At 64.2% G+C, this 18,486-nt stretch carries 14 protein-coding genes; 9 read left to right on the top strand and 5 right to left on the bottom strand.

The window, feature by feature from the left end; all coding sequences use genetic code 11:
- Positions 1-6 precede the first annotated feature (6 nt).
- Entirely contained in the window at positions 7-2,484 is a 2,478-nt protein-coding gene (locus FRC96_RS19520) for a sulfatase family protein (protein WP_146977054.1), read from the top strand.
- Between the two features lie 156 nt (positions 2,485-2,640).
- Here FRC96_RS19520 and FRC96_RS19525 read toward each other — a convergent pair whose 3' ends face one another.
- The 4 genes from FRC96_RS19525 to FRC96_RS19540 all read right to left on the bottom strand — a co-directional run bounded on the left by FRC96_RS19525 (position 2,641) and on the right by FRC96_RS19540 (position 7,556).
- Positions 2,641-3,252, bottom strand: coding sequence for an SEC-C domain-containing protein (locus FRC96_RS19525; protein WP_146977056.1), 612 nt, complete (start codon positions 3,250-3,252; stop codon positions 2,641-2,643).
- Between the two features lie 50 nt (positions 3,253-3,302).
- Complete coding sequence (locus FRC96_RS19530; RefSeq protein ID WP_146977058.1) at positions 3,303-4,013, bottom strand: tetratricopeptide repeat protein; 711 nt, start codon at positions 4,011-4,013, stop codon at positions 3,303-3,305.
- Positions 4,014-4,094: 81 nt separating this feature from the next.
- A complete protein-coding gene (gene glyA, locus FRC96_RS19535; protein ID WP_146977059.1) occupies positions 4,095-5,339 on the bottom strand; it encodes a serine hydroxymethyltransferase in 1,245 nt (414 codons plus the stop codon).
- A gap of 144 nt (positions 5,340-5,483) precedes the next feature.
- Positions 5,484-7,556, bottom strand: a complete 2,073-nt coding sequence (locus tag FRC96_RS19540; protein ID WP_146977061.1) for a (Fe-S)-binding protein — start codon at positions 7,554-7,556, stop codon at positions 5,484-5,486.
- Positions 7,557-7,909: 353 nt separating this feature from the next.
- Here FRC96_RS19540 and FRC96_RS19545 point away from each other — a divergent pair, with 353 nt between their 5' ends.
- The 4 genes from FRC96_RS19545 (at position 7,910) to FRC96_RS19560 (ending at position 12,272) form a co-directional block, all read left to right on the top strand.
- Complete coding sequence (locus FRC96_RS19545) at positions 7,910-9,571, top strand: Hsp70 family protein (RefSeq protein ID WP_230470487.1); 1,662 nt, start codon at positions 7,910-7,912, stop codon at positions 9,569-9,571.
- A 128-nt stretch (positions 9,572-9,699) separates the two neighbouring features.
- Complete coding sequence (locus FRC96_RS19550; protein WP_146977064.1) at positions 9,700-10,455, top strand: hypothetical protein; 756 nt, start codon at positions 9,700-9,702, stop codon at positions 10,453-10,455.
- A 10-nt stretch (positions 10,456-10,465) separates the two neighbouring features.
- A complete protein-coding gene (locus FRC96_RS19555) occupies positions 10,466-11,266 on the top strand; it encodes a TatD family hydrolase (protein WP_146977066.1) in 801 nt (266 codons plus the stop codon).
- A gap of 100 nt (positions 11,267-11,366) precedes the next feature.
- Positions 11,367-12,272 (top strand): tRNA threonylcarbamoyladenosine dehydratase, encoded by a 906-nt coding sequence (locus FRC96_RS19560; RefSeq protein WP_230470488.1) that lies wholly within the window; start codon positions 11,367-11,369, stop codon positions 12,270-12,272.
- Positions 12,273-12,359: 87 nt separating this feature from the next.
- Here the strand turns inward: FRC96_RS19560 and FRC96_RS19565 are convergent, their stop codons facing one another.
- A complete protein-coding gene (locus tag FRC96_RS19565; RefSeq protein ID WP_146977067.1) occupies positions 12,360-12,968 on the bottom strand; it encodes a hypothetical protein in 609 nt (202 codons plus the stop codon).
- A 299-nt stretch (positions 12,969-13,267) separates the two neighbouring features.
- Between FRC96_RS19565 and lepA the strand changes: the two genes are divergently transcribed.
- From lepA to carA, 4 genes are all read left to right on the top strand, one after another.
- Positions 13,268-15,085 carry a translation elongation factor 4 gene (gene lepA / locus FRC96_RS19570; protein ID WP_146977069.1) on the top strand — a complete coding sequence of 606 codons (1,818 nt, stop codon included), beginning with the start codon at positions 13,268-13,270 and terminating at the stop codon, positions 15,083-15,085.
- A gap of 21 nt (positions 15,086-15,106) precedes the next feature.
- Positions 15,107-16,099 carry a signal peptidase I gene (gene lepB, locus FRC96_RS19575; RefSeq protein WP_230470489.1) on the top strand — a complete coding sequence of 331 codons (993 nt, stop codon included), beginning with the start codon at positions 15,107-15,109 and terminating at the stop codon, positions 16,097-16,099.
- Between the two features lie 69 nt (positions 16,100-16,168).
- Positions 16,169-17,110: an aspartate carbamoyltransferase catalytic subunit gene (locus FRC96_RS19580; protein ID WP_230470490.1), complete on the top strand. Its 942-nt coding sequence runs from the start codon at positions 16,169-16,171 to the stop codon at positions 17,108-17,110.
- Positions 17,111-17,120: 10 nt separating this feature from the next.
- Entirely contained in the window at positions 17,121-18,317 is a 1,197-nt protein-coding gene (gene carA / locus FRC96_RS19585) for a glutamine-hydrolyzing carbamoyl-phosphate synthase small subunit (protein ID WP_230470491.1), read from the top strand.
- The last annotated feature ends 169 nt before the right edge of the window (positions 18,318-18,486 follow it).

Raw genomic sequence — 18,486 nt, forward strand, 5'->3', positions numbered from 1 at the left:
CCGATCATGACATCGATGAAGTGGCCCCACGGGCTCGCGTTCGCCACCCTTGTGTTTGTCGCCGGCGCCCCGCTGGCCTGCAGCAGTCGGTCTCCGGAGCAGGCCTCGGAGGCCCGCCAGAACTTAGAGCGCGTCGCCGATCCTGCCGTCGTGCCGACCAGCGGCGCCCCCGAACTCGACCCGCCGCTGCCATCCTTTGATGGCGCGCATTACACCTCCTTTGATCTTCTGCGGAACCGGCCGCTGGCGCATCGGGTCAGCAACGGGGCGGATGCCCGCGCCTACTGGGTGGATGCCCGCGAGCCGGACTTCATGCGTTACATTCACGGCAACCACGGTCGCGAATGGATTGTGCGCGCCGAGGTGGACGGCGGCGTGATCTCGGCGACCAAAGGGAGGGAGGCGCGCATCTGGCTTCCGGCACCGACTGGCGAGGTTGAGGAGCTCGCCATGCGAGTCTTCAGCCCGGCCCGCGGGCATAACGACCTTCAGATCACCCTCAATGGCCACCGCCTTGAGAAGGTCGCGTTGGAGGAGGGCTGGCAAACGCTGCGCCTGCCCCTGGCGGACGCCCCGGTGCGTGCGGACAACGCCATCGCGTTGAGCTTCTCCAACATGGGGCGCGTCGACGGGCAGCTCTCCGGCGGCGGGTTCGCGTGGGCGCGCCTGGGCGACGCGCTCCCTGAGGTTGCGCGTGCCGAGACGGGGAGTGCGCTGACTGACGTTGAGGTAACGCCCGACGCCGCGACTGGCGCGGCGCCCGAGAGCGAGGCGACGCAACGCTCTGAGGGGGCTGCAGCTGCCAACCCGGGCGCCGCTGAGGCGCCGGTGATGGCGGAGCGCGAGACGGCAGTCGTGGGCCCTGAGCCTCATCAACACAACCTGGGGCAGGGCGAGGTGGCGTTGGCAGCTGGCGAGGGCCTCTCGTGGCTTGTTTGGGCGCATCACGACGCACATCTTCAGCTCGAAGTTGAGGCAGAGCCTGGCTGCGGCCCCCGCGTGCGCCTGGAGCGCGAAGCGGGAGAAGGCGCGGTGGCGACCGCCCTCGATGATGCGCGTGCGCTCGTGAAGGGACGCGGCGATACTCAGACCACCAGCTGGAAGTTGCCCGTCGAAGAAGACGCCATCACTCGCCTGGAGATCTTTGCCGGGGAGGGCTGCACAGACGCGATGACCCTGAAGAGCGCTCAGGTGGTGCGTGAGGGCGAGCTGCCCGAGATGCCGGCCACCATCGAGCCCCCGCGCTACGTGCTCTTCTGGGTGATCGACACGCTGCGCGCCGACTACCTTCCCATTCATTTTGAGACCAATGTCCAGGCGCCGAACCTCAAACGCCTGGCCGATGAGGGGGTGAGCTTTGAGTTGGCCTACGTGCAGGGCACCGAGTCGCGGGCCAGCCACGCCTCGCTCTTCTCCGGGCTCTACCCGAACCGTCACGGGGTGGCCGGCCGCGGCAAGGTGCGCGATGACGTGCGCGTGGTTCAGCAGTTCTTCAAAGACGCCGACTATCGCACGGCGATGTATTCCAGCAACGGATACGCCTCCCACCTTCTCAACCTTCGGCGGGCCTGGGACGCGTATCAGAACAACATCCACGAGCAGACCGCGCTCGACGGGATGTTCATGGCCAACCAGGGCCTGCGCTGGGTGGAGTCCAACCTTGAGCACCCCTTCTTCCTCTACCTGGGCACGATCGACCCGCATGTGACCTACCGGCGTCACGAGGAGTACATCGGGCTCTACGACACCGAGCCGTACAACGGGCGTTTTCAGCGTTACATCTCCGGCGAAGACCTGGGCCTGGTCAAAGGCAAAAGGCTTCCGGTGAGTGAGCGCGATAAAGAGCGCATCATCAACCTCTATAAGAACGAGATCACGTACAACGACAACGCCTTCGGGCACCTGCGCGCGGAGCTAGAGCGCCTGGGGATCTGGGAGGACACGCTGGTGGTGGTGACCTCGGATCATGGCGAGGAGTTCTGGGAGCACGGCAGCGTCGGCCATGGCCACAACGTGCATCAGGAGATGGTGCATGTGCCGCTGATCTTCCACTATGCGAAGTTGCCGCGGGGGAGGGTGGTCAAGGCCGGGGCGGATGTGGTCGATGTCTTGCCCACGGTCACTGCGCTTCTCGGGCTGGAGCATCCGGAAGATAAGCAGGGGATGAACCTTCTGCCCACCATGTTCGGGCAGCACGGGGGCTACCCCAGCCCGGCGGTCGCCACGCAGTATCAGCTTCACTACGGGATGCAGGCCGCGCAGTGGAAGATCTACCTGCGGGCCGGGCAGTTTAAGCTCTACGACCGCAGTCAGGATGTGCTGGAGCTCAACGATGTGGCCGAGGCGCATCCGCTGGCGAGCCGCTGGATGCAAGACTCGGTGGGATGGTTCCGCGCCCATCGCGCGCGCTGGGATAAGGAGCGCTGGGGCGTGCCGACCAACGTCGCGCCGGGCTTCTGGGAGAAGATCAGCGAGGTGGATTGATGTGCGAGGCGTGGGCGCCTTTTGAGGTGCCCAGGTCGGTGACCGTGGCCTCGCTGACCCCGGCTTCAAGGCAAGCGCCGATGTAAAAAAAAGCCCCCGCAGCGGCACGCTGCGGGGGCTTCTTTGTTGCGTTATCAGGTGTCGTTCAATCCCTGATCAGTCTACCTTTTTCCAGCTCACACCGAGCTTGCTCAGATCGGGGAAGGCGGTGGCGTTGTAGTCGTCTTTCTTAAGCGTCTGACGCTGCACATCCCAGATGCGGAAGCCGCGGTGGGCGACCTCGCGCTCCTGGCCGTCGGCACCGATCTGGTTGGGGCGCAGCGTCACCACGTCGATCTCGACCTCCTCGGCACGAGGGTCGTTCTGTCCGCGGGTGAGCACCATGAGCACGTCGTGCCCGTCGATGCGGAAGTGCTGAAGCTCGTAGTCGGGACCAGCCACGGGCGCGTCATTGCCCTTGTCCACGGCCTCAATGAAGGCGCTCTTCTCGGAGTAACGCTCGCGGAAGGGGCCGGCCTCATGGCTGAGGTCGTAGTAGAAGGCCAGGGCGTTGCTCTCATAGACCTGAGTGAGAACTTTGTAGACCTTATAAGGAATGGTCTTCGACCCGATGAGCTGGTGCGGCTCACGGCTCTGCTTCTCGCTCTCTTTCTGGAGCTGGTGGGTGCGCTGGCAGCAGCGCTTGTACTTCTGGCCGCTGCCGCAGGGGCAGGGATCATTGCGGCCAATGCTCTCGGGGATCTCGGAGGCGGGGGTCGCTTCAGACATACGCTGAACTCTCAAGGGATAAAGCGTCGAGCGTGGGGGCTCGATGACGGTTAACGGCGACGAAATTGAGCCTGCTGGCGCTGGGCCGGCGGCCGGTCGAGGTGGAACTGATACCACATCAGGTTCCAGCCTCGCATCTTCATCTTACGGTTGTTCTGCAGGGCCTTGAGGTTGCTCTCGGTGCGCTGATCGCCCTCGAGCTTCTCCACGGCGCGGTTGAGCACCTTGATGGCCTTATCGCGCTGGCCGCTCTTCCACATGCAGTAGGCGTAGAGGTTCCACAACAGGCTCTCTTTCTTGTTGGCGATGACCGCCTCTTCAAAGACCTTCTCCATCTCATCGTAGCGTTTGCGCTTGTAGAGCAGGGTGCCCAGCATCGCGCGCGCCACCCAGTTGCGCTTGAACGAGCGCTTGAGGAAGGACTCGGCCTCATCAAAGCGCTGGCTCATGTAGAGGACCGTGCCGATCTGACCATCGACCTGGGAGGTGATGAAGAACTGCCACTTTCCGATGGGGTAGGCTTCTTTGATGGTCTCAATGCCGCGGTCGATGCGGTTGGCCTGCAGGTCGACCTGCGCGCGCGCCATCACTTCCTGCACCGCTTTCATCGAGCGGCGGGCCAGGATGATGTAGATCGTCGCCAGCGTGATAAGCCCGGGGATGATGCCGTAGGCGATGCGCAGTTCGCCGCCTCCCACCAGAAAACCAACGAGGAGGGTGACGACGAGTGAGCCTGCGATGCTGATAAGAAGGTTGTACATAGAACGTTCACTGCCTGGACACGAATGGGACGTCGGGGCGACGTCGATCAGTGGTCGGTTGAGGAGCCCTGACGGCTCGGATCACGGAATGGGGTAGTCGGCGCAGAAGGCCTCGACGTCGGCGCGAATCGCGCTGAGCGCGGCGTCGTTATCGATGTTGTCGAGAGCGCGGCCGATAAAGCCGGCGATCTGCCCCATCGCCGCCTGGTCCATACCGCGGGTGGTCACCGCGGCGGTGCCAATGCGGATGCCGGAGGGATCGAAGGGCTTGCGCGTGTCGAAGGGGATGGAGTTGGAGTTGACCACGATGCCGGCCGCTTCAAGCGCGTTGGCAGCGGCTCGCCCGCCCATGTCACGCGGGCTCAAGTCGAGCAGCACCAGGTGGTTGTCGGTCCCTCCGGTCACCAGACGAAGATCATGGGTCAGGAGGCCCTCGGCCAGCGCGCGGGCGTTGTCGATGATCTGCTGCGCGTAGGCTTTGAAGGAGTCGGTGTTGGCCTCTCCGAACGCGACGGCCGCCGCGGCCACGGCGTTCATGTGCGGGCCGCCCTGAAGGCCGGGGAAGACCGCGCGGTCAATGGCTTTGGCGTGTTCGGATTTGCAGAGAATCATGCCGCCGCGCGGGCCGCGAAGGGTTTTGTGGGTGGTGGTGGTGACCACATCAGCGACCTCCACCGGGGAGGGATGCACGCCGGCGGCGACGAGCCCCGCGATATGCGCGATGTCGGCCAGGAGCACCGCGTCGACCTCGCGGGCGATCTCGGCGAAACGTTCAAAGTCGATGGTGCGCGGATAGGCCGAGGCGCCGCAGATCAGCATCTTCGGGCGAACCTCACGGGCCTGTCTGGCGACAGCGTCGTAGTCGATCTGCTCGGTGTCTGGATCGACGGCGTAAGCGTGCGCGTCGTAGAAGCGCCCCGAGAAGCTGACCTTCCAGCCGTGGGTCAGGTGCCCGCCGAAGGGGAGCCCCATCCCGAGGACTTTGTCGCCGGGCTCGAGCATCGCGTAGAAGACCGCCAGGTTTGCCGGCGAGCCGCTGTAAGGCTGGATGTTGACGTGCTCGGCGCCGAAGAGGGCTTTAGCGCGATCACAGGCCAGGCGCTCAATGCGGTCGGTGTTCTCCTGACCCTGGTAGTAACGCTTGCCGGGGTAGCCCTCGCTGTACTTGTTGGTGAGGCGGCTTCCGGTGGCCTCCATCACGGCTTTGGAGGTGTAGTTTTCGCTGGCGATCAGGCGTACGGTGCTGTGCTGACGCTGATCTTCCGCTTCGAGAATCTCGAAGACTTCCGGATCGGCCTGTTGAATCTCGGGGGATCGTTGGGTCATGGCGTCTCCAGGGGGTGTGGCGCCAACTCCAGGCGCGCAGGGCGTTTATGCGAGAGCGCCGCCTCAGCGATGCTTCGGCGGCGTTCGAGGGTGGCCGGGGCGCTCGAAAGCGGGCGCCCCGGCCGGGTCTTGCCTCAGATCGTCTTACTCGGCGGCCGCCTCGGTCGTCTCCTCGGGAGCATTCTCCACGAGGTTCTCCGCGATGATCTCGGCCAGGTCGAGCAGCTTGACCTCGTCGGCGCCGCGGTTCTTCAGACCATCGTCGAACATCGTCAGGCAGAAGGGGCAGTTGACCGCGATGGCGTCCGGCGTGGTGGCCAGGGCCTGGTCGGTACGCTCAATGTTAACGCGCTTGCCTTCGGTCTCTTCCATCCACATACGGCCACCACCGGCGCCGCAGCAGAAGCTCTGCTTCTTATTAAGATCCATCTCCTGCATGACCACCCCGGGCACGGACTGAAGCACCTCACGGGGGTTGGAGTAGCTGTTATCCCAGCGCCCGATGTAGCAGGAGTCGTGGTAGGTGACCTTCATCGTGGCCGACGGCTTGAGCTGGATGCGCTGATGCTGAATCAGCTCATTGAGCAGGGCGGTGTGGTGGATCACTTCGTAGTTGCCGCCCAGCTGCGGGTATTCTTTGCCAATGGTGTGGAAGCAGTGGGGGCAGGTGGTGATGATCTTGGTGACCCCGTAGCTGTTCATCGTCTCGATGTTCTGGGTGGCGAGCATCCAGTAGAGGTACTCGTTGCCGATACGGCGGGCGGGGTCGCCCGTGCAGGCTTCTTCCGGCCCCAGGATGGCCACCGAGACGCCCGCCGAGCGAAGGATCTTCGCAAAGGCCTGTGTGACCTTCTTCTGGCGGTCGTCGAAGCTGCCGGCGCAGCCGACAAAGAAGAGGTAGTCCGGCGCCGAGGTCATCTCACTCATCAGCGGGATGTCCAGGCCTTCGGCCCAGTCAGCACGGTAGGACGAGGAGATACCCCAGGGGTTGGAGTTGTTCTCCATGTTACGGAAGGTGCGGCCGACCTCGGCCGAGAAGTCCGACTCCATCAGCGCCAGGTAGCGGCGCATGTCGACGATGGTGTCAACGTGCTCGATGTAGACCGGGCAGTTGGCCACACACGCCCCGCAGGTGGTGCAGGCCCACAGCTCTTCTTTGGTGATGATGCCGCCGGCCAGGGGGGGGAACTCTTCGGCTGCTTCGGGGTTGTTGCCCCGGATAACGGCAGTGCCTTTCTCGCGCAGGTGCTCTTTGATGTTGTGGATCACGGCCATCGGGTTGAGCGCTTTGCCGGTGTTGTACGCCGGGCAGTAGTGCTCGCAGCGACCGCACTCGGTGCAGGCGTAGGTGTCGAGGAGCTGCTTCCAGCGCAGGTCTTCAACGCGGGCCGCCCCGAAGGACTCCACGTTCTCGTCTTCCATATCGATGGGGTAGAGCGCGCCCGAGGGCTCGAGCTTGCGGAAGAAGATGTTGGGGATGGCCCCGATCAGGTGCAGGTGCTTACCGAAGGGGATGTAGTTGGCAAAAGCCACCACAATGCCGATGTGGATCCAGTAGGAGACGTGGTAAATCCAGAACATCCCCTCAGATTGCGGCGAGGCGCCGAGCCCCTGGAGGAGCGTGGAGGTGAAGAGCGCCACCGGCGTCCATTGCGCGTCGTGGGCCTGGTTCTCCACGCTGATAAAGGCGATCTCGGCGCCGTTGGCGATGAACTTGGAGATCATCAGCGAGGCAATTAGCGCGATGATCACCGCGCCGTCGACCGATTGCAGCGAGTGCTTCGGGCGGATGACGTAGCGGCGAAACGCCGACATCAGGATCGCAACGAGCACCAGAAAGCCGAAGACATCCTGCATAAAGAGCGCGCCGTTGTAGGCGGCGCGGCCAATAAAGGCGCTCAGGTGAAAGTCCCACTTAAAGGCGCGCGCGATGTACTCCAGCGTTTCCAGCTGAAGGATCAAAAAGCCCCAGAAGATAAAGAGGTGCAGGACCCCGGCCGGCTCGGCGATAACGCGTGCCTGGCCCAGAACCTGGGTGATGATGCCTTTGACGCGCTCGGGGATCTGACTGGTTTTAAGATCACCCTGACCGGCGGCGACATAGCGCAGCAGCCAGTAAACCGTGCGGGCCGCAAAGCCAAAGCCCACGAGCACACCGATGCCCAGGACCACGCGGAACCATTGATGACCCGTGCTGAGTTCGAGGAAGCTGTCCACGATGGAGACTCCAGATAAGTTACGGGGGCCGCCCTGCCAGTGTTTCGGGGAAGGAGGGCGTCCGTTTCGGGTTGATACACAGCGTAGCGCCACGAAAATCAGGCGGCGCAAAGACCCCCTTTCATAGCGAACCCGGCCCAACTCGGCAACCCCGGCTCCGCGCGAGTTCGCGCAGCAATCTTCAACTCGCCGCGGCCCCGGTCAAGGCGATGTGCGAGAATCTGACGCGTTGCATCAACACGTCGAGGTTGGCCGCCACGGCCGGGCTGTGGCACCATCGCCGCCGACGTGCGCGGCTTGGGAGTAAGCGGAGCCCGCAGGATGAAATCGGACTGAACTCGCAGGAGATGCAGATGTCGGAGATTGTCGCAGGGATCGACCTTGGAACCTCGAACTCCGTGATCTCGGTGGTGTTGGAGGGGGAGGCGATCGTGATCCCGGACGCACAGGGGCGCCGTGTGCATCCGTCGATCGTGCATTTGATGTCCGGGGGGCAGGCCATCGTCGGGAACGATGCGCGCCCCTATCGGCTCAGCGATCCGATGAACACGGTGTTCAGCGCCAAACGTCTGATCGGTCGCCCCTACGACAGTCCCGAGATCAAGATGTTGATGGGGCTCTTTCCCTTTCCCATCGTTCCGGCCGAGGACAACACCCCGCGCATCCAGGTGCAGCAGCAGCTTCACCCACCCGAGGGGATCGGTGCGCGTGTTCTGCATTATCTCAAAGGGCTGGCGCAGGACTATCTCGGCCAACCGGTGACCCGGGCGGTGATCACGGTGCCGGCGAACTTCGATGAGGCGCAGCGTCGCGCCACCAAGCGCGCCGGGGAGCTTGCCGGCCTGGAGGTGTTGCGACTGATCAATGAGCCCACGGCTGCGGCGCTGGCCTACGGCTACGGCAGCGACAAGCGCGAGCGCGTGGCGATCTACGACTTCGGTGGCGGCACCTTTGATGTGACCCTGCTGGAGCTTCGCGGCAACGTCTTCGAGGTGCTCGCCACCGCGGGCAACAGCTACCTGGGGGGAGATGACTTCGATTTTCGCCTGGTCAGCGCGATCCTCAACGCGTTTGAGCGTCAGCACCACGTTGATCTTTCTGCCGATGAGCTGGTGCGCCAGCGCCTGCGCGTCTACGCCGAAGAGATCAAAAAAGGGCTGAGCCAGCAGGACGCCGTGCGCATGATGATCCGGGAGACCATCCCGGGGACGGTGACCGAGCTGGAGCTGGACTTCTCGCTGACCCGGGACAACTTCGAGAAGCGTTGCGCCGACATCGTCGATCAGAGCCTGACAACCTGCGAAGACGCGCTGCGCAGCGCGGGGTTGCAGCGCGCCGAGATCGATCACCTGGTGCTGGTCGGCGGCTCCACCCGTGTGCCGCTGGTGCAGCGGCGCGCGCGGGAGTTCTTTAACCGGGAGCCGGTGCTGGGCATCGACCCCGACGAGGTGGTCGCGGTGGGCGCGGCGGTCTTCGGCGCGTCGATGGTCCAGGAGCAGGCCGCGCCGGCGCCGATGCCCGCGATCCCGGCGGTGGCCGGCTTTGAGGAGGGCATCGACGAGGTCGATGAGAGCTGGCTCGAAGAGATCGACGCCGCCGAGCAGAGCGCTCAGGCCGGCCCGCTGCTCATCGACGTCACCCCCCACGCGCTGGGCGTGGCGACGGTGGGCGGGGTGATGGACATCATCATCGAGCGCAACGGGCAACTTCCCCTTGAGCGCTCGCGTTACTTCTCGACCTCGCGCGATGACCAGACCCGGGTGGTGCTTCCGATCTACTCGGGCAACAGTCGCCGCATCGAAGATAACCAGCAGCTGGGTGTGCTGGAGCTGACCGACATCCCGCCCGGACCGCGCGAAGAGGTGCAGATCGAGGTGACCTTTGAGGTCGACACCAACGGCATGCTCAGCGTCCGGGCCACCGATATGCGCACCGGGTTCAATCAGTTCGCGCAGCTCTCGATCAGCGGGGACTCCCAGATTCAGGACTACGACGCGAGCCATTTGCTCATGTAAGGCGAAGGCTCGTCTGGGGGAATGCGCGACAGGGTGCTAAGGGTTGCGCGTGCGCACTCGGACGCTTCCGATGCGGGTGAGACGCCGACGACGATGACGATTCAACACATTGAGTTCAGGTAGTGACCATGAAAAAAGTAACGTTCGGTTCGATGGCGCTGGTTGTGGCGCTGGGGCTTGTGGGCTGTGAGGACGATCCTTTTGAGGGGGCGCCCTCGGTGAGCGCGTCGGCCTCCTCACCTGCGCAGAACGCGGGCGGCGAGCCCGCCGCACAGGACGCGCCGGGCCGCTCCGGCGGGCTGGGGCCGGTCGAGGGCACGGAGCTTCCTCCTGGCCATCCACCGATGGGCCAGCAGGCCGGGCAGGGTGGCGAGATGATCGGTGGGGTGCCCGCGCCGCAGGTCCCCCGGATGTCGCCTCAGGAGTACGGCAAGGTCGGGCCCATTCGCTGGCAGGCCCCGGACGCCTGGCAGCCCCAGCTGCCGACCAACGCCATGCGACAGGCTCAGTACAGCATCCCCGGTGAGGCCGGGCAGGAGCCGGCCGAGCTGGTCGTCTTCTACTTTGGCCCGGGCGGTGGCGGTGGCGTTGAGGCCAACCTGGAGCGCTGGGCCGGGCAGTTCAACGACGGGCCTCCGGCGACCTTTGCCGAGCGCGAGGTTAACGGTGTGAAGGTGCATACCGTCGATGCCTCCGGCACCTACGATGCCGGCATGGCGATGGGCGGGCAGGGGCCGCGGGATGCGCAGCGGATGCTGGGCGCGATCGCTGAGACCTCCCAGGGGCTCTTCTTCTTCCGAATGGTCGGTCCCAAGCCCCTGATCGACGCGCAGGCTGAGGGCTTCGACGCCTTCGTCAGCTCCTTTGAGCACGGCGAAGGCTGAGGGCCCGGTGATGATCGATGCGCATTGCCACCTGCATTTTGCAGCCTTTGACGGTGAACGTGATGAGGCGCTCGCGCGCGCGGCCGACGCCGGCGTGCGGGGTCTTGTGGTGGCCGACTACGATCATCGCCTGCGCGGGGCGCTTCAACATCTCGGGGAGCGCCCCGGTGTCGCGGTCTGTGCCGGGGTGCACCCCTGGGCGGTTGACGCCTTGGGCGCTGAAGCGTTGACCCGCGAGCTGACCTTGCTTGAGGAGGCGCTTGCATCGCCGGGCTGGGCGGCGGTCGGTGAGTTCGGGCTGGATTTTGTTCGAGCGACCGACAAGGACGCCCGTGCGCTGCAGCTTCGCGCGTGTTCGGCGCAGTTGCGGATGGCGCGAGAGCGCGAGCTCCCGGTGGTGCTGCACGCGGTGCGCTGCCATAGCACGCTCCACGATCTCCTGCGCCGCGAAGGCCCCTCGCCGGCCGGAGGCATCATGCACGGCTACAGCGGGTCGGCGCGCCAGGTGCCGCTCTTTTTGATGCACGGCCTCGATATCTCGGTGGGCGGGCGGCTCGCGAAACATGCCGAGAAACTGCGGGCGGTGGTTCAGCAGGTGCCGGCCGATCGCCTTCACCTGGAGACAGACTGCCCCGATGGCCCCGTTCCGGGCGACTCGGGCAGCGAGCGCTCCGAGCCCGCTGACCTTGTAGAGGTTGTCCGCGCGGTTGCCGCCGCGCTCGGGCAATCTCCCGAGCGGCTCGCTGCGCGCTGCGCCGAGAACACGCGCCGCCTCTTTCACCTCGACTCAACGCTGAGCGCGGACGCTTAAGTGTTGAGATCTTCGCGCAAAGTGCGTAATTTGCGCGCCTCGATTCGGACCTCCTGCGAGGTCTGATGGTCGCTTCCCCCCCGAGCAGTGAGATACGACGATGAGCTGTCCCATCGATGGTTTGAGCGTAGACGAACAAAACCAGCCGGATGACGCCGGCACGGTGGTCTTTGAAGGCCGCCCGATGAAGTCGTGGTCGCTGCACCGGCGCTGGGACCGCGCGGGCCGTCTCCTGGGTGAAGACGCCATGGAGCGCCTCTACGGCTCACATGTGATGGTCTTCGGTCTGGGCGGTGTGGGCAGCTACACCGCTGAGAGCCTGGCACGAACCGGCCTCGGCAAGCTGACCCTGGTGGACTTCGATCGGGTCTGCGGCACCAACACCAACCGCCAGCTTCACGCGATGAAGGGCACGTTCGGCAAGTGGAAAGCCGACCTGATGGCCGAGCGTTGCTCGCTGATCAACCCGGAGGCCACCGTCGTCGGCAGGCGTGCCTTTTACCACGAGGCTACCAGCGCGTCGTTTTTAAGCCAGCGCCCCGACTTTGTGGTCGATGCCATCGATAATGTCAGCGCGAAGGTTCATCTTCTCGTCTCGTGCCTGGAGCAGGGCATCCCGGTGGTCTCGTGTATGGGGGCCGCTGGCAAGATCGACCCGACGCGCATCGAGGTCGCAGACCTGGCGCGCACCAAAGGCGACCCGCTGGCGCGGGCAGTGCGCAAGATCATGCGTCAGCGCGGTGTGCTCTCCGGCAACAAACGCCTGGGCATCCCCACGATCTACAGCAGTGAGACGCGCCATGAGCCGCAGTCGCTCAGCTATGATGGGACCTCCGGCTTTCGCTGCATCTGCCCGACCAAAGGAAACGATCTCCACTCCTGCGAACATCGCAATCTCATTGAGGGCACCGTGAGCTTTGTGACCGGAAGTTTCGGGATGATGGCCGCCTCGGTGGTGGTGCGAGAGCTGACCAGCGCGCTCGATGCGCAGGCCGCCGCGGAGTAGGGCAGCGTTTGAGCTCCCGAAACATATATGGTGCACAAAAAGGGCCGCTTCGAGAGCGGCCCTTTTTCGATCTGATGATTCGGGGGTTCAGCGAGCCTGCCAGGTGTCGGCCTGACCGTCGCCGTTCGTATCTCGTCCCACCCGCGTCAGGACGCCCTCTTCGTAGAACTCCCAGTAGTCGATGCGCTCGTCGGCGTTCTCATCTTTTTCGACGCGGATGAGCGTCCCCTCGGAGTAGTGGCGCGTGGTGCCCACGCGCCCGCTCTCGGCCTCGATGAGCTCTTTGCGGGTGAGCTTGCCACCGTCGAAGTAGAGGATGGCGTCGACCTTGCCGTCCAGATCCACGTCGAGCTCCTCGGAGCGCACAGTGTTGGCCTCATCAAAGATGCGGCGCACGTTGATGTTGCCGTCTCCGTTGGCGTCGATCTCCAGCTTGACCAGGCGACGCTGGGTCAGAGAGGGGTCCTCCGGGTCGGCGCTCTCCTCGAAGTATTTGAGGACGTCTGCGACGCCGTCGCCGGTGGAGTCGTAACGCTCCACGATCTGGCCTTCGTCGTTGCGGGATCGGGAGAAGTTCGCAGCGCCCAGGTCGCCCATATCGCGCTCGGCGGACTCATCGGAGCCGCATCCTGAAGCGAGTGGCACCATCGCGATCGCGAGAAGTGCGGACGTCAGCAGGTTTCGGTTCATCGTCATGATCACCCATTCTAAAAAAGGCCGGTGGCGAGGGTTGGAGACGGCGCGGCAGGGTTAAGCATCCTCAAAAGGCGCCGGCGCGTTGCAGGGCAGCATGGAAGTTTCGCGCTTCGGTGTCAAAGTTAACCGAAGCGTTTGCGCCGGCGGCTGACCTTGCCTCGGCTCGCGCGCTGAGCTATGAAACCGCCCCCGGGAGCCGTGCGCGCTGGCGTCGGTCGTCAGCACGTTGACGTCGGGAAGGACGAGCCCTTCCGACCCGTTAGAGCAGAGTCACTTTTTGAAGAAGGCCAAGAGCGTCTATGGCGAAGCGTTCGATCGACCAATCTAAAATCCGCAACTTCTCCATCATCGCGCACATCGACCACGGCAAGTCGACTCTGGCCGACCGTATCCTCGATGAGACCAAAGCGGTCAGTGATCGTGAGAAGAAGGCTCAGTTCCTCGACAGCATGGATCTGGAGCGTGAGCGCGGCATCACGATCAAGAGCCAGGCGGTACGCCTCTTTTACACCGCCGATGATGGCGAGGAGTATTTGCTCAACCTCATCGACACGCCGGGGCATGTGGACTTCAATTACGAGGTCTCGCGAAGCCTGGCGTGTTGCGAGGGGGCGATTCTTGTGGTGGATGCTGCCCAGGGCGTCGAGGCGCAGACGGTGGCCAACGTGTACCTGGCCATCGACAACGATCTGGAGATCGTGCCGGTTCTCAACAAGATCGATCTTCCCTCGGCCGATCCCGAGCGGGTCAAAGAGGAGATCGAAGACGTCATCGGCCTTGATGCCAGTGAGGCCGTGCTCGCCAGCGCGAAGAGCGGCATCGGCATCAAAGAGACGCTGGAAGCCGTCGTTCAACGCATTCCGCCCCCCCAGGGCGATCCTCAGGCCCCGCTGCGCGCGTCGGTTTTTGATAGCTGGTTCGACCCCTATCGCGGCGTCATCAACATGATCCGAATCGTCGAGGGCGAGCTTCGCCCGGGCATGGAGATCAAGTGGATGGCCACCGGCGCCAGGAGTGAGGTGACGCAGATCGGGGTCTACGGCCCCACGCCCATCCCCGTCGATAAGCTGGGGCCGGGAGAGGTCGGCTTTGTCATCGCGATGATCAAAGAGGTCGACCAGGCCAAGGTCGGCGACACGATCACCGACGCGAAGCGACCCGCCGCCGAAGCGCTGCCGGGTTTTAAGGACGTCAAGCCGACGGTCTTCTGCGGGATCTTCCCGACGAACTCCAAAGATTACGACGAGCTCCGTGACGCGCTCGATAAGCTGGTGCTCAACGACGCCTCGATCACCTACGAGCCGGAGACCAGCCAGGCGCTGGGCTTCGGGTTCCGCTGCGGTTTTCTGGGGCTTCTGCACATGGAGATCATCCAGGAGCGCCTGGAGCGGGAGTTTGATCTCGATCTGATCACCACCGCCCCCTCGGTCGTCTATCAGGTGATCACCACCGATGGGGAGACGCTGATGGTGGAGAACCCCAGCGACCTGCCCGAGACGCAGTTTATCGACCGCATTGAAGAGCCCTTCATCATGGCGACCATTCACGTGCCCCCGGAGCATGTGGGGCCGGTCATCGGGCTGTGCGAGGAGCGGCGCGGGACGCAGTCCGATCTTCGCTACTCGGGCACCAACCGCATCATCCTCAAATATGAGATGCCGATGAGCGAGGTTGTCTTCGACTTCTTTGATCGTCTGAAGTCGGTCTCGCGCGGCTACGCCAGCTTTGAGTACGAGATGATCGGCTTTAAGAAGGGCGACATGGTCAAGCTCGACCTGATGGTCAATGGCGAGCCGGTGGACGCGCTCAGCGTGATTGTGCACCGCGACTTCGCCTACAACCGCGGGCGAATGCTGGCCAAGAAGCTCAAAGAGGTCATCCCGCGTCAGATGTTTGAGGTGGCGCTGCAGGCAGCGATCGGTAACCGTGTGATCGCTCGCGAGACGGTCAAGGCGTTCCGTAAGAACGTCACCGCGAAGTGTTACGGCGGCGATATCAGCCGTAAGCGCAAGCTCCTCGAGAAGCAGAAAGAGGGCAAAAAGCGCATGAAGCAGGTCGGCAACGTTGAGCTGCCCCAGGAGGCTTTCCTGGCGGTTCTTCGCGTCGATGAGGGTTAAGCCAGCGTGAGGTAAGGTGCGGTGAGCAGGCAAAACGACAAGGCGCAGATCATCGACGACGCGCAGGAGCTGGTGCGCGAGACTCAGCTGCGTCTGGACCGCGCACGCAAGCTACCCGACGAGGCGCGCTACCGCCTCCAGGAAGAGCTAAACGCGCTTCGTCAGGGCATGAAGCGCGAGGATCTGGAGTACGTCGAAGAGGTCAGCCAGACGGTTCGCAAGCTGGCCGATGAGCATCTGGCGGGCATCTCCGTCAAGCCCGCCTGGCAGGAGTATGCCGAGACGGTGGGGCTGGCGATTTTGTGCGCGCTGGTGCTGCGGGCCTTCTTCTTTGAGGCGTTTAAGATCCCCAGCGGCTCGATGGAACCCACGCTGCTTAAAGGGGATCATCTCTTCGTGAACAAGATCCGCTACGGGATCCGCGTGCCTTTCACGACCACGTTTTTGATGCGATTTGCCGAGCCGCAGCGTGGCGAGGTGGTGGTCTTTCGTTTCCCCTCGGAGGAGGCGCGCGAGCATGTGCGCAAGCGTCGCGAAGAGGCTGCTGCCAAGGGCGAGAAAGCCGTCGAGTGCATCCTCAACTTCGATGAGAAAGATTTCATCAAGCGCATTGTGGGGCTTCCGGGCGATGTGGTGGAGGGGCGGGGCGCGCAGCTTCTGGTCAATGGCGAGCCTGTGGACCGCACGCCGATTCGTCGCGGCCCGGCTCCCGACCGCTCCGGACGCACCGCGTATTACTACCTGGAGACGCTCGGGGAGGCGACCCACCAGATCCGCGAAGACAGCCCCCCGGGCTACGATGAGGGCCATGACTTCGGCCCGATCACCGTGGAAGAGGGGCACTTCTTTGCGATGGGTGACAACCGCGACAACTCCGCCGATAGCCGCTGCTGGGGGCAGGTGCCGCTGGACAACATCAAGGGCCGCGCCATGATCATCTGGCTCTCGCTGGAAGACGGTCAGACCGGCGAGCCGGGGATCCGCTGGGAGCGGTTCGGGATGGCGATTGAGTAACGCGTTGTCTGGACCATAACGAGGCTCCGCAGCAGACATTCTGAGGAGCCCGAGACGCCGGGAGCGATGATGAACTTGATTGGGCTGAAGGACCTGTCGAGCCACCAGATGATCGCGCTTCTGGATGCCTCCGAGCGCTATCTCAACGAGGAGGGGCGGGTGATCACTCCGCCCGAAGACGCCCAGCTTTTGAGCGGACGCACCTTCGCGTTGCTCTTCCTGGAGCCAAGCACCCGTACCCGGGCGAGCTTCGATCTGGCGATTCAACGCCTGGGGGGCCGCTCCGTGACGGTCAATGGTGAGGGGAGCAGCGTGGTGAAGGGAGAGTCTGCCGCGGACACCTGCCAGACCCTGGCGGCGATGGGCGTCGACGGGCTGGTGGTCCGCCATCACGATCGCCATCTTCCCCAGGTGCTCAGCGAGCGGGTGCGCATTCCGGTGATCAACGCGGGCAATGGCAGTGGCGAGCACCCGACTCAGGGCCTGCTCGACGCGCTGACCTTGCGCCGACACTTTAAGACCGGCCAGCAGCTGGGCGGGTTGAAGATCGCCATCATCGGCGACATCGTGCACAGCCGCGTGGCCCGCAGTGACGCGCATATCTTCTCGGAGCTTGGCGCCGAGGTGATGATCGCCGGGCCGAAGATGCTGCTCCCCACCGATGAGCAGCTCGTCGGGTGGCCGGTGCGGGTGTCGACCTCGCTCAAAGAGGCCCTGCGCTGGGCGGATGCGGTGGTGGTCCTTCGGGTTCAGCAGGAGCGTTTGCGCAGCTCGGTGGTCGACCCGCATCGCTATGCCCTGGATTGGGGTATCGACCCGACGGTCGTTGAGCAGTATATGTCGCCGTCGACGGTGATTCTTCACCCCGGTCCGGTGATCCGGGGGGTGGAACTCGCCGATCCGGTGATTGAGAGCCCGCAGAGCCTGATCTGGCAGCAAGTGACCTACGGGGTCGCGGTGCGCCAGGCGGTGATTGCGGCGTATTTTGGAAAGCAAGCGCAGTACGCCTGAGGAGCATCCGTTGAAGAAGTCACCACCCAGATTGAAGTCGCTTTCGGGGCGAAGCCCCGCGATCCTCGTGCTGGAAGACGGCACCTGTTTTGATGGGTTGAGCGCAGGCGCGCCCGGATCCACGGTGGGGGAGGTGGTCTTCAACACCAGCATGTCGGGCTATCAAGAGATCGCCACCGACCCCTCGTACCGCGGTCAGCTCATCACCTACACGATGCCGCATATCGGCAATTACGGGGTTAACGCGCTCGACAACGAGTCGACGGAGACGCAGGCCGCCGGCGTGATCGTGCGCTCGCTCTCGCGGCGCGCCAGCAACCAGCGCAGCGAGCAGGGCTTTGAGGACTGGCTCGTGGCACGCGGGGTGGTGGGCATTTGCGAAGTCGACACCCGTGAGCTTACGCGCCGGCTCCGGCAGGGCGGGGTGGGGCTGGCGGCGATCGTGCACGACGCCACCGCGCAGGATGCCGCGGCGGCCCTGGAGCTTATCGCCGCCCATCCGGGATACGGCAGCGTCGACTATGTGAGCGAGGTGGCCACGACGCGCGCGCTTCGCGTGAGCGCCGACGATGCCTGGCAGAGCCCTCTGGAGCTGAGGCCCGCTGACGCCGGCAGCGAGGCCGCCGGCGACGGCCCGCACGTGGTAGTGATGGACTTCGGGGTGAAGTTCAGCATTCTGCGCCATCTTCTGGCGCGCGGCATGCGTGTCACGTTGATGCCGCGTGACGCGGATCATGCCGCGGTGGAGTCACAGCGTCCCGACGGAATTCTCTGGTCCAATGGTCCGGGAGATCCCGATCGGATGGAGCCTTTCATCGCCGGGGTGCGAGCGCTCAGCGAGCGCTACCCGACCATGGGCATCTGCCTGGGCCATCAACTTCTGGCCAAAGCCTTTGGTGGCGAGACCTTCAAGCTGGGCTTCGGGCACCGCGGTCCCAATCAGCCGGTCCAGAACCAGCGCGACAAGAGCGTGGCGATGACCAGCCAGAACCACGGCTACGCGGTGCGCCGCGAGAGCTTCCCCGAGGAGCTGGAGATCACCCACGTCAACATCAACGATGACACGATCTCCGGGTTCTCCCACCGTCGTCTTCCGGTGCACGCCGTGCAGTACCATCCGGAGGCGGGCCCGGGGCCCAACGACGCGACGTCGTTCTTTGATGACTTTGCTCGCGACCTTGCCGAGCGCCGCGCCTCCACACCATGATGGGGGCCGTCAGAGCGCGGCACGGTGCCGCTCTCTGCGGCGATCATGGCGCGCTGCGGCGTGGAGTCGGCCGCTGGCAAAAAAGCCAACTGGCCGGATGATGAATCGACAACTTTGGGTTATGATGCGCCCGACCGATCGCCCCGCGCGACATAGTTGAGGAGCCACC

Origin of the sequence: Lujinxingia vulgaris (assembly GCF_007997005.1) — a bacterium.
GTDB lineage: Bacteria > Myxococcota_A > Bradymonadia > Bradymonadales > Bradymonadaceae > Lujinxingia.

Bases quoted from the DNA above. Each gene is read 5' to 3' on its own strand.
- FRC96_RS19555 (WP_146977066.1), top strand. From the start codon at position 10,466: ATGATCGATGCGCATTGCCACCTGCATTTTGCAGCCTTTGACGGTGAA.
- FRC96_RS19545 (WP_230470487.1), top strand. From the start codon at position 7,910: ATGTCGGAGATTGTCGCAGGGATCGACCTTGGAACCTCGAACTCCGTG.
- glyA (WP_146977059.1), bottom strand. From the start codon at position 5,339: ATGACCCAACGATCCCCCGAGATTCAACAGGCCGATCCGGAAGTCTTC.
- FRC96_RS19530 (WP_146977058.1), bottom strand. From the start codon at position 4,013: ATGTACAACCTTCTTATCAGCATCGCAGGCTCACTCGTCGTCACCCTC.
- FRC96_RS19550 (WP_146977064.1), top strand. From the start codon at position 9,700: ATGAAAAAAGTAACGTTCGGTTCGATGGCGCTGGTTGTGGCGCTGGGG.
- lepA (WP_146977069.1), top strand. From the start codon at position 13,268: ATGGCGAAGCGTTCGATCGACCAATCTAAAATCCGCAACTTCTCCATC.
- FRC96_RS19520 (WP_146977054.1), top strand. From the start codon at position 7: ATGACATCGATGAAGTGGCCCCACGGGCTCGCGTTCGCCACCCTTGTG.
- FRC96_RS19580 (WP_230470490.1), top strand. From the start codon at position 16,169: ATGAACTTGATTGGGCTGAAGGACCTGTCGAGCCACCAGATGATCGCG.
- FRC96_RS19560 (WP_230470488.1), top strand. From the start codon at position 11,367: ATGAGCTGTCCCATCGATGGTTTGAGCGTAGACGAACAAAACCAGCCG.
- FRC96_RS19525 (WP_146977056.1), bottom strand. From the start codon at position 3,252: ATGTCTGAAGCGACCCCCGCCTCCGAGATCCCCGAGAGCATTGGCCGC.
- FRC96_RS19565 (WP_146977067.1), bottom strand. From the start codon at position 12,968: ATGACGATGAACCGAAACCTGCTGACGTCCGCACTTCTCGCGATCGCG.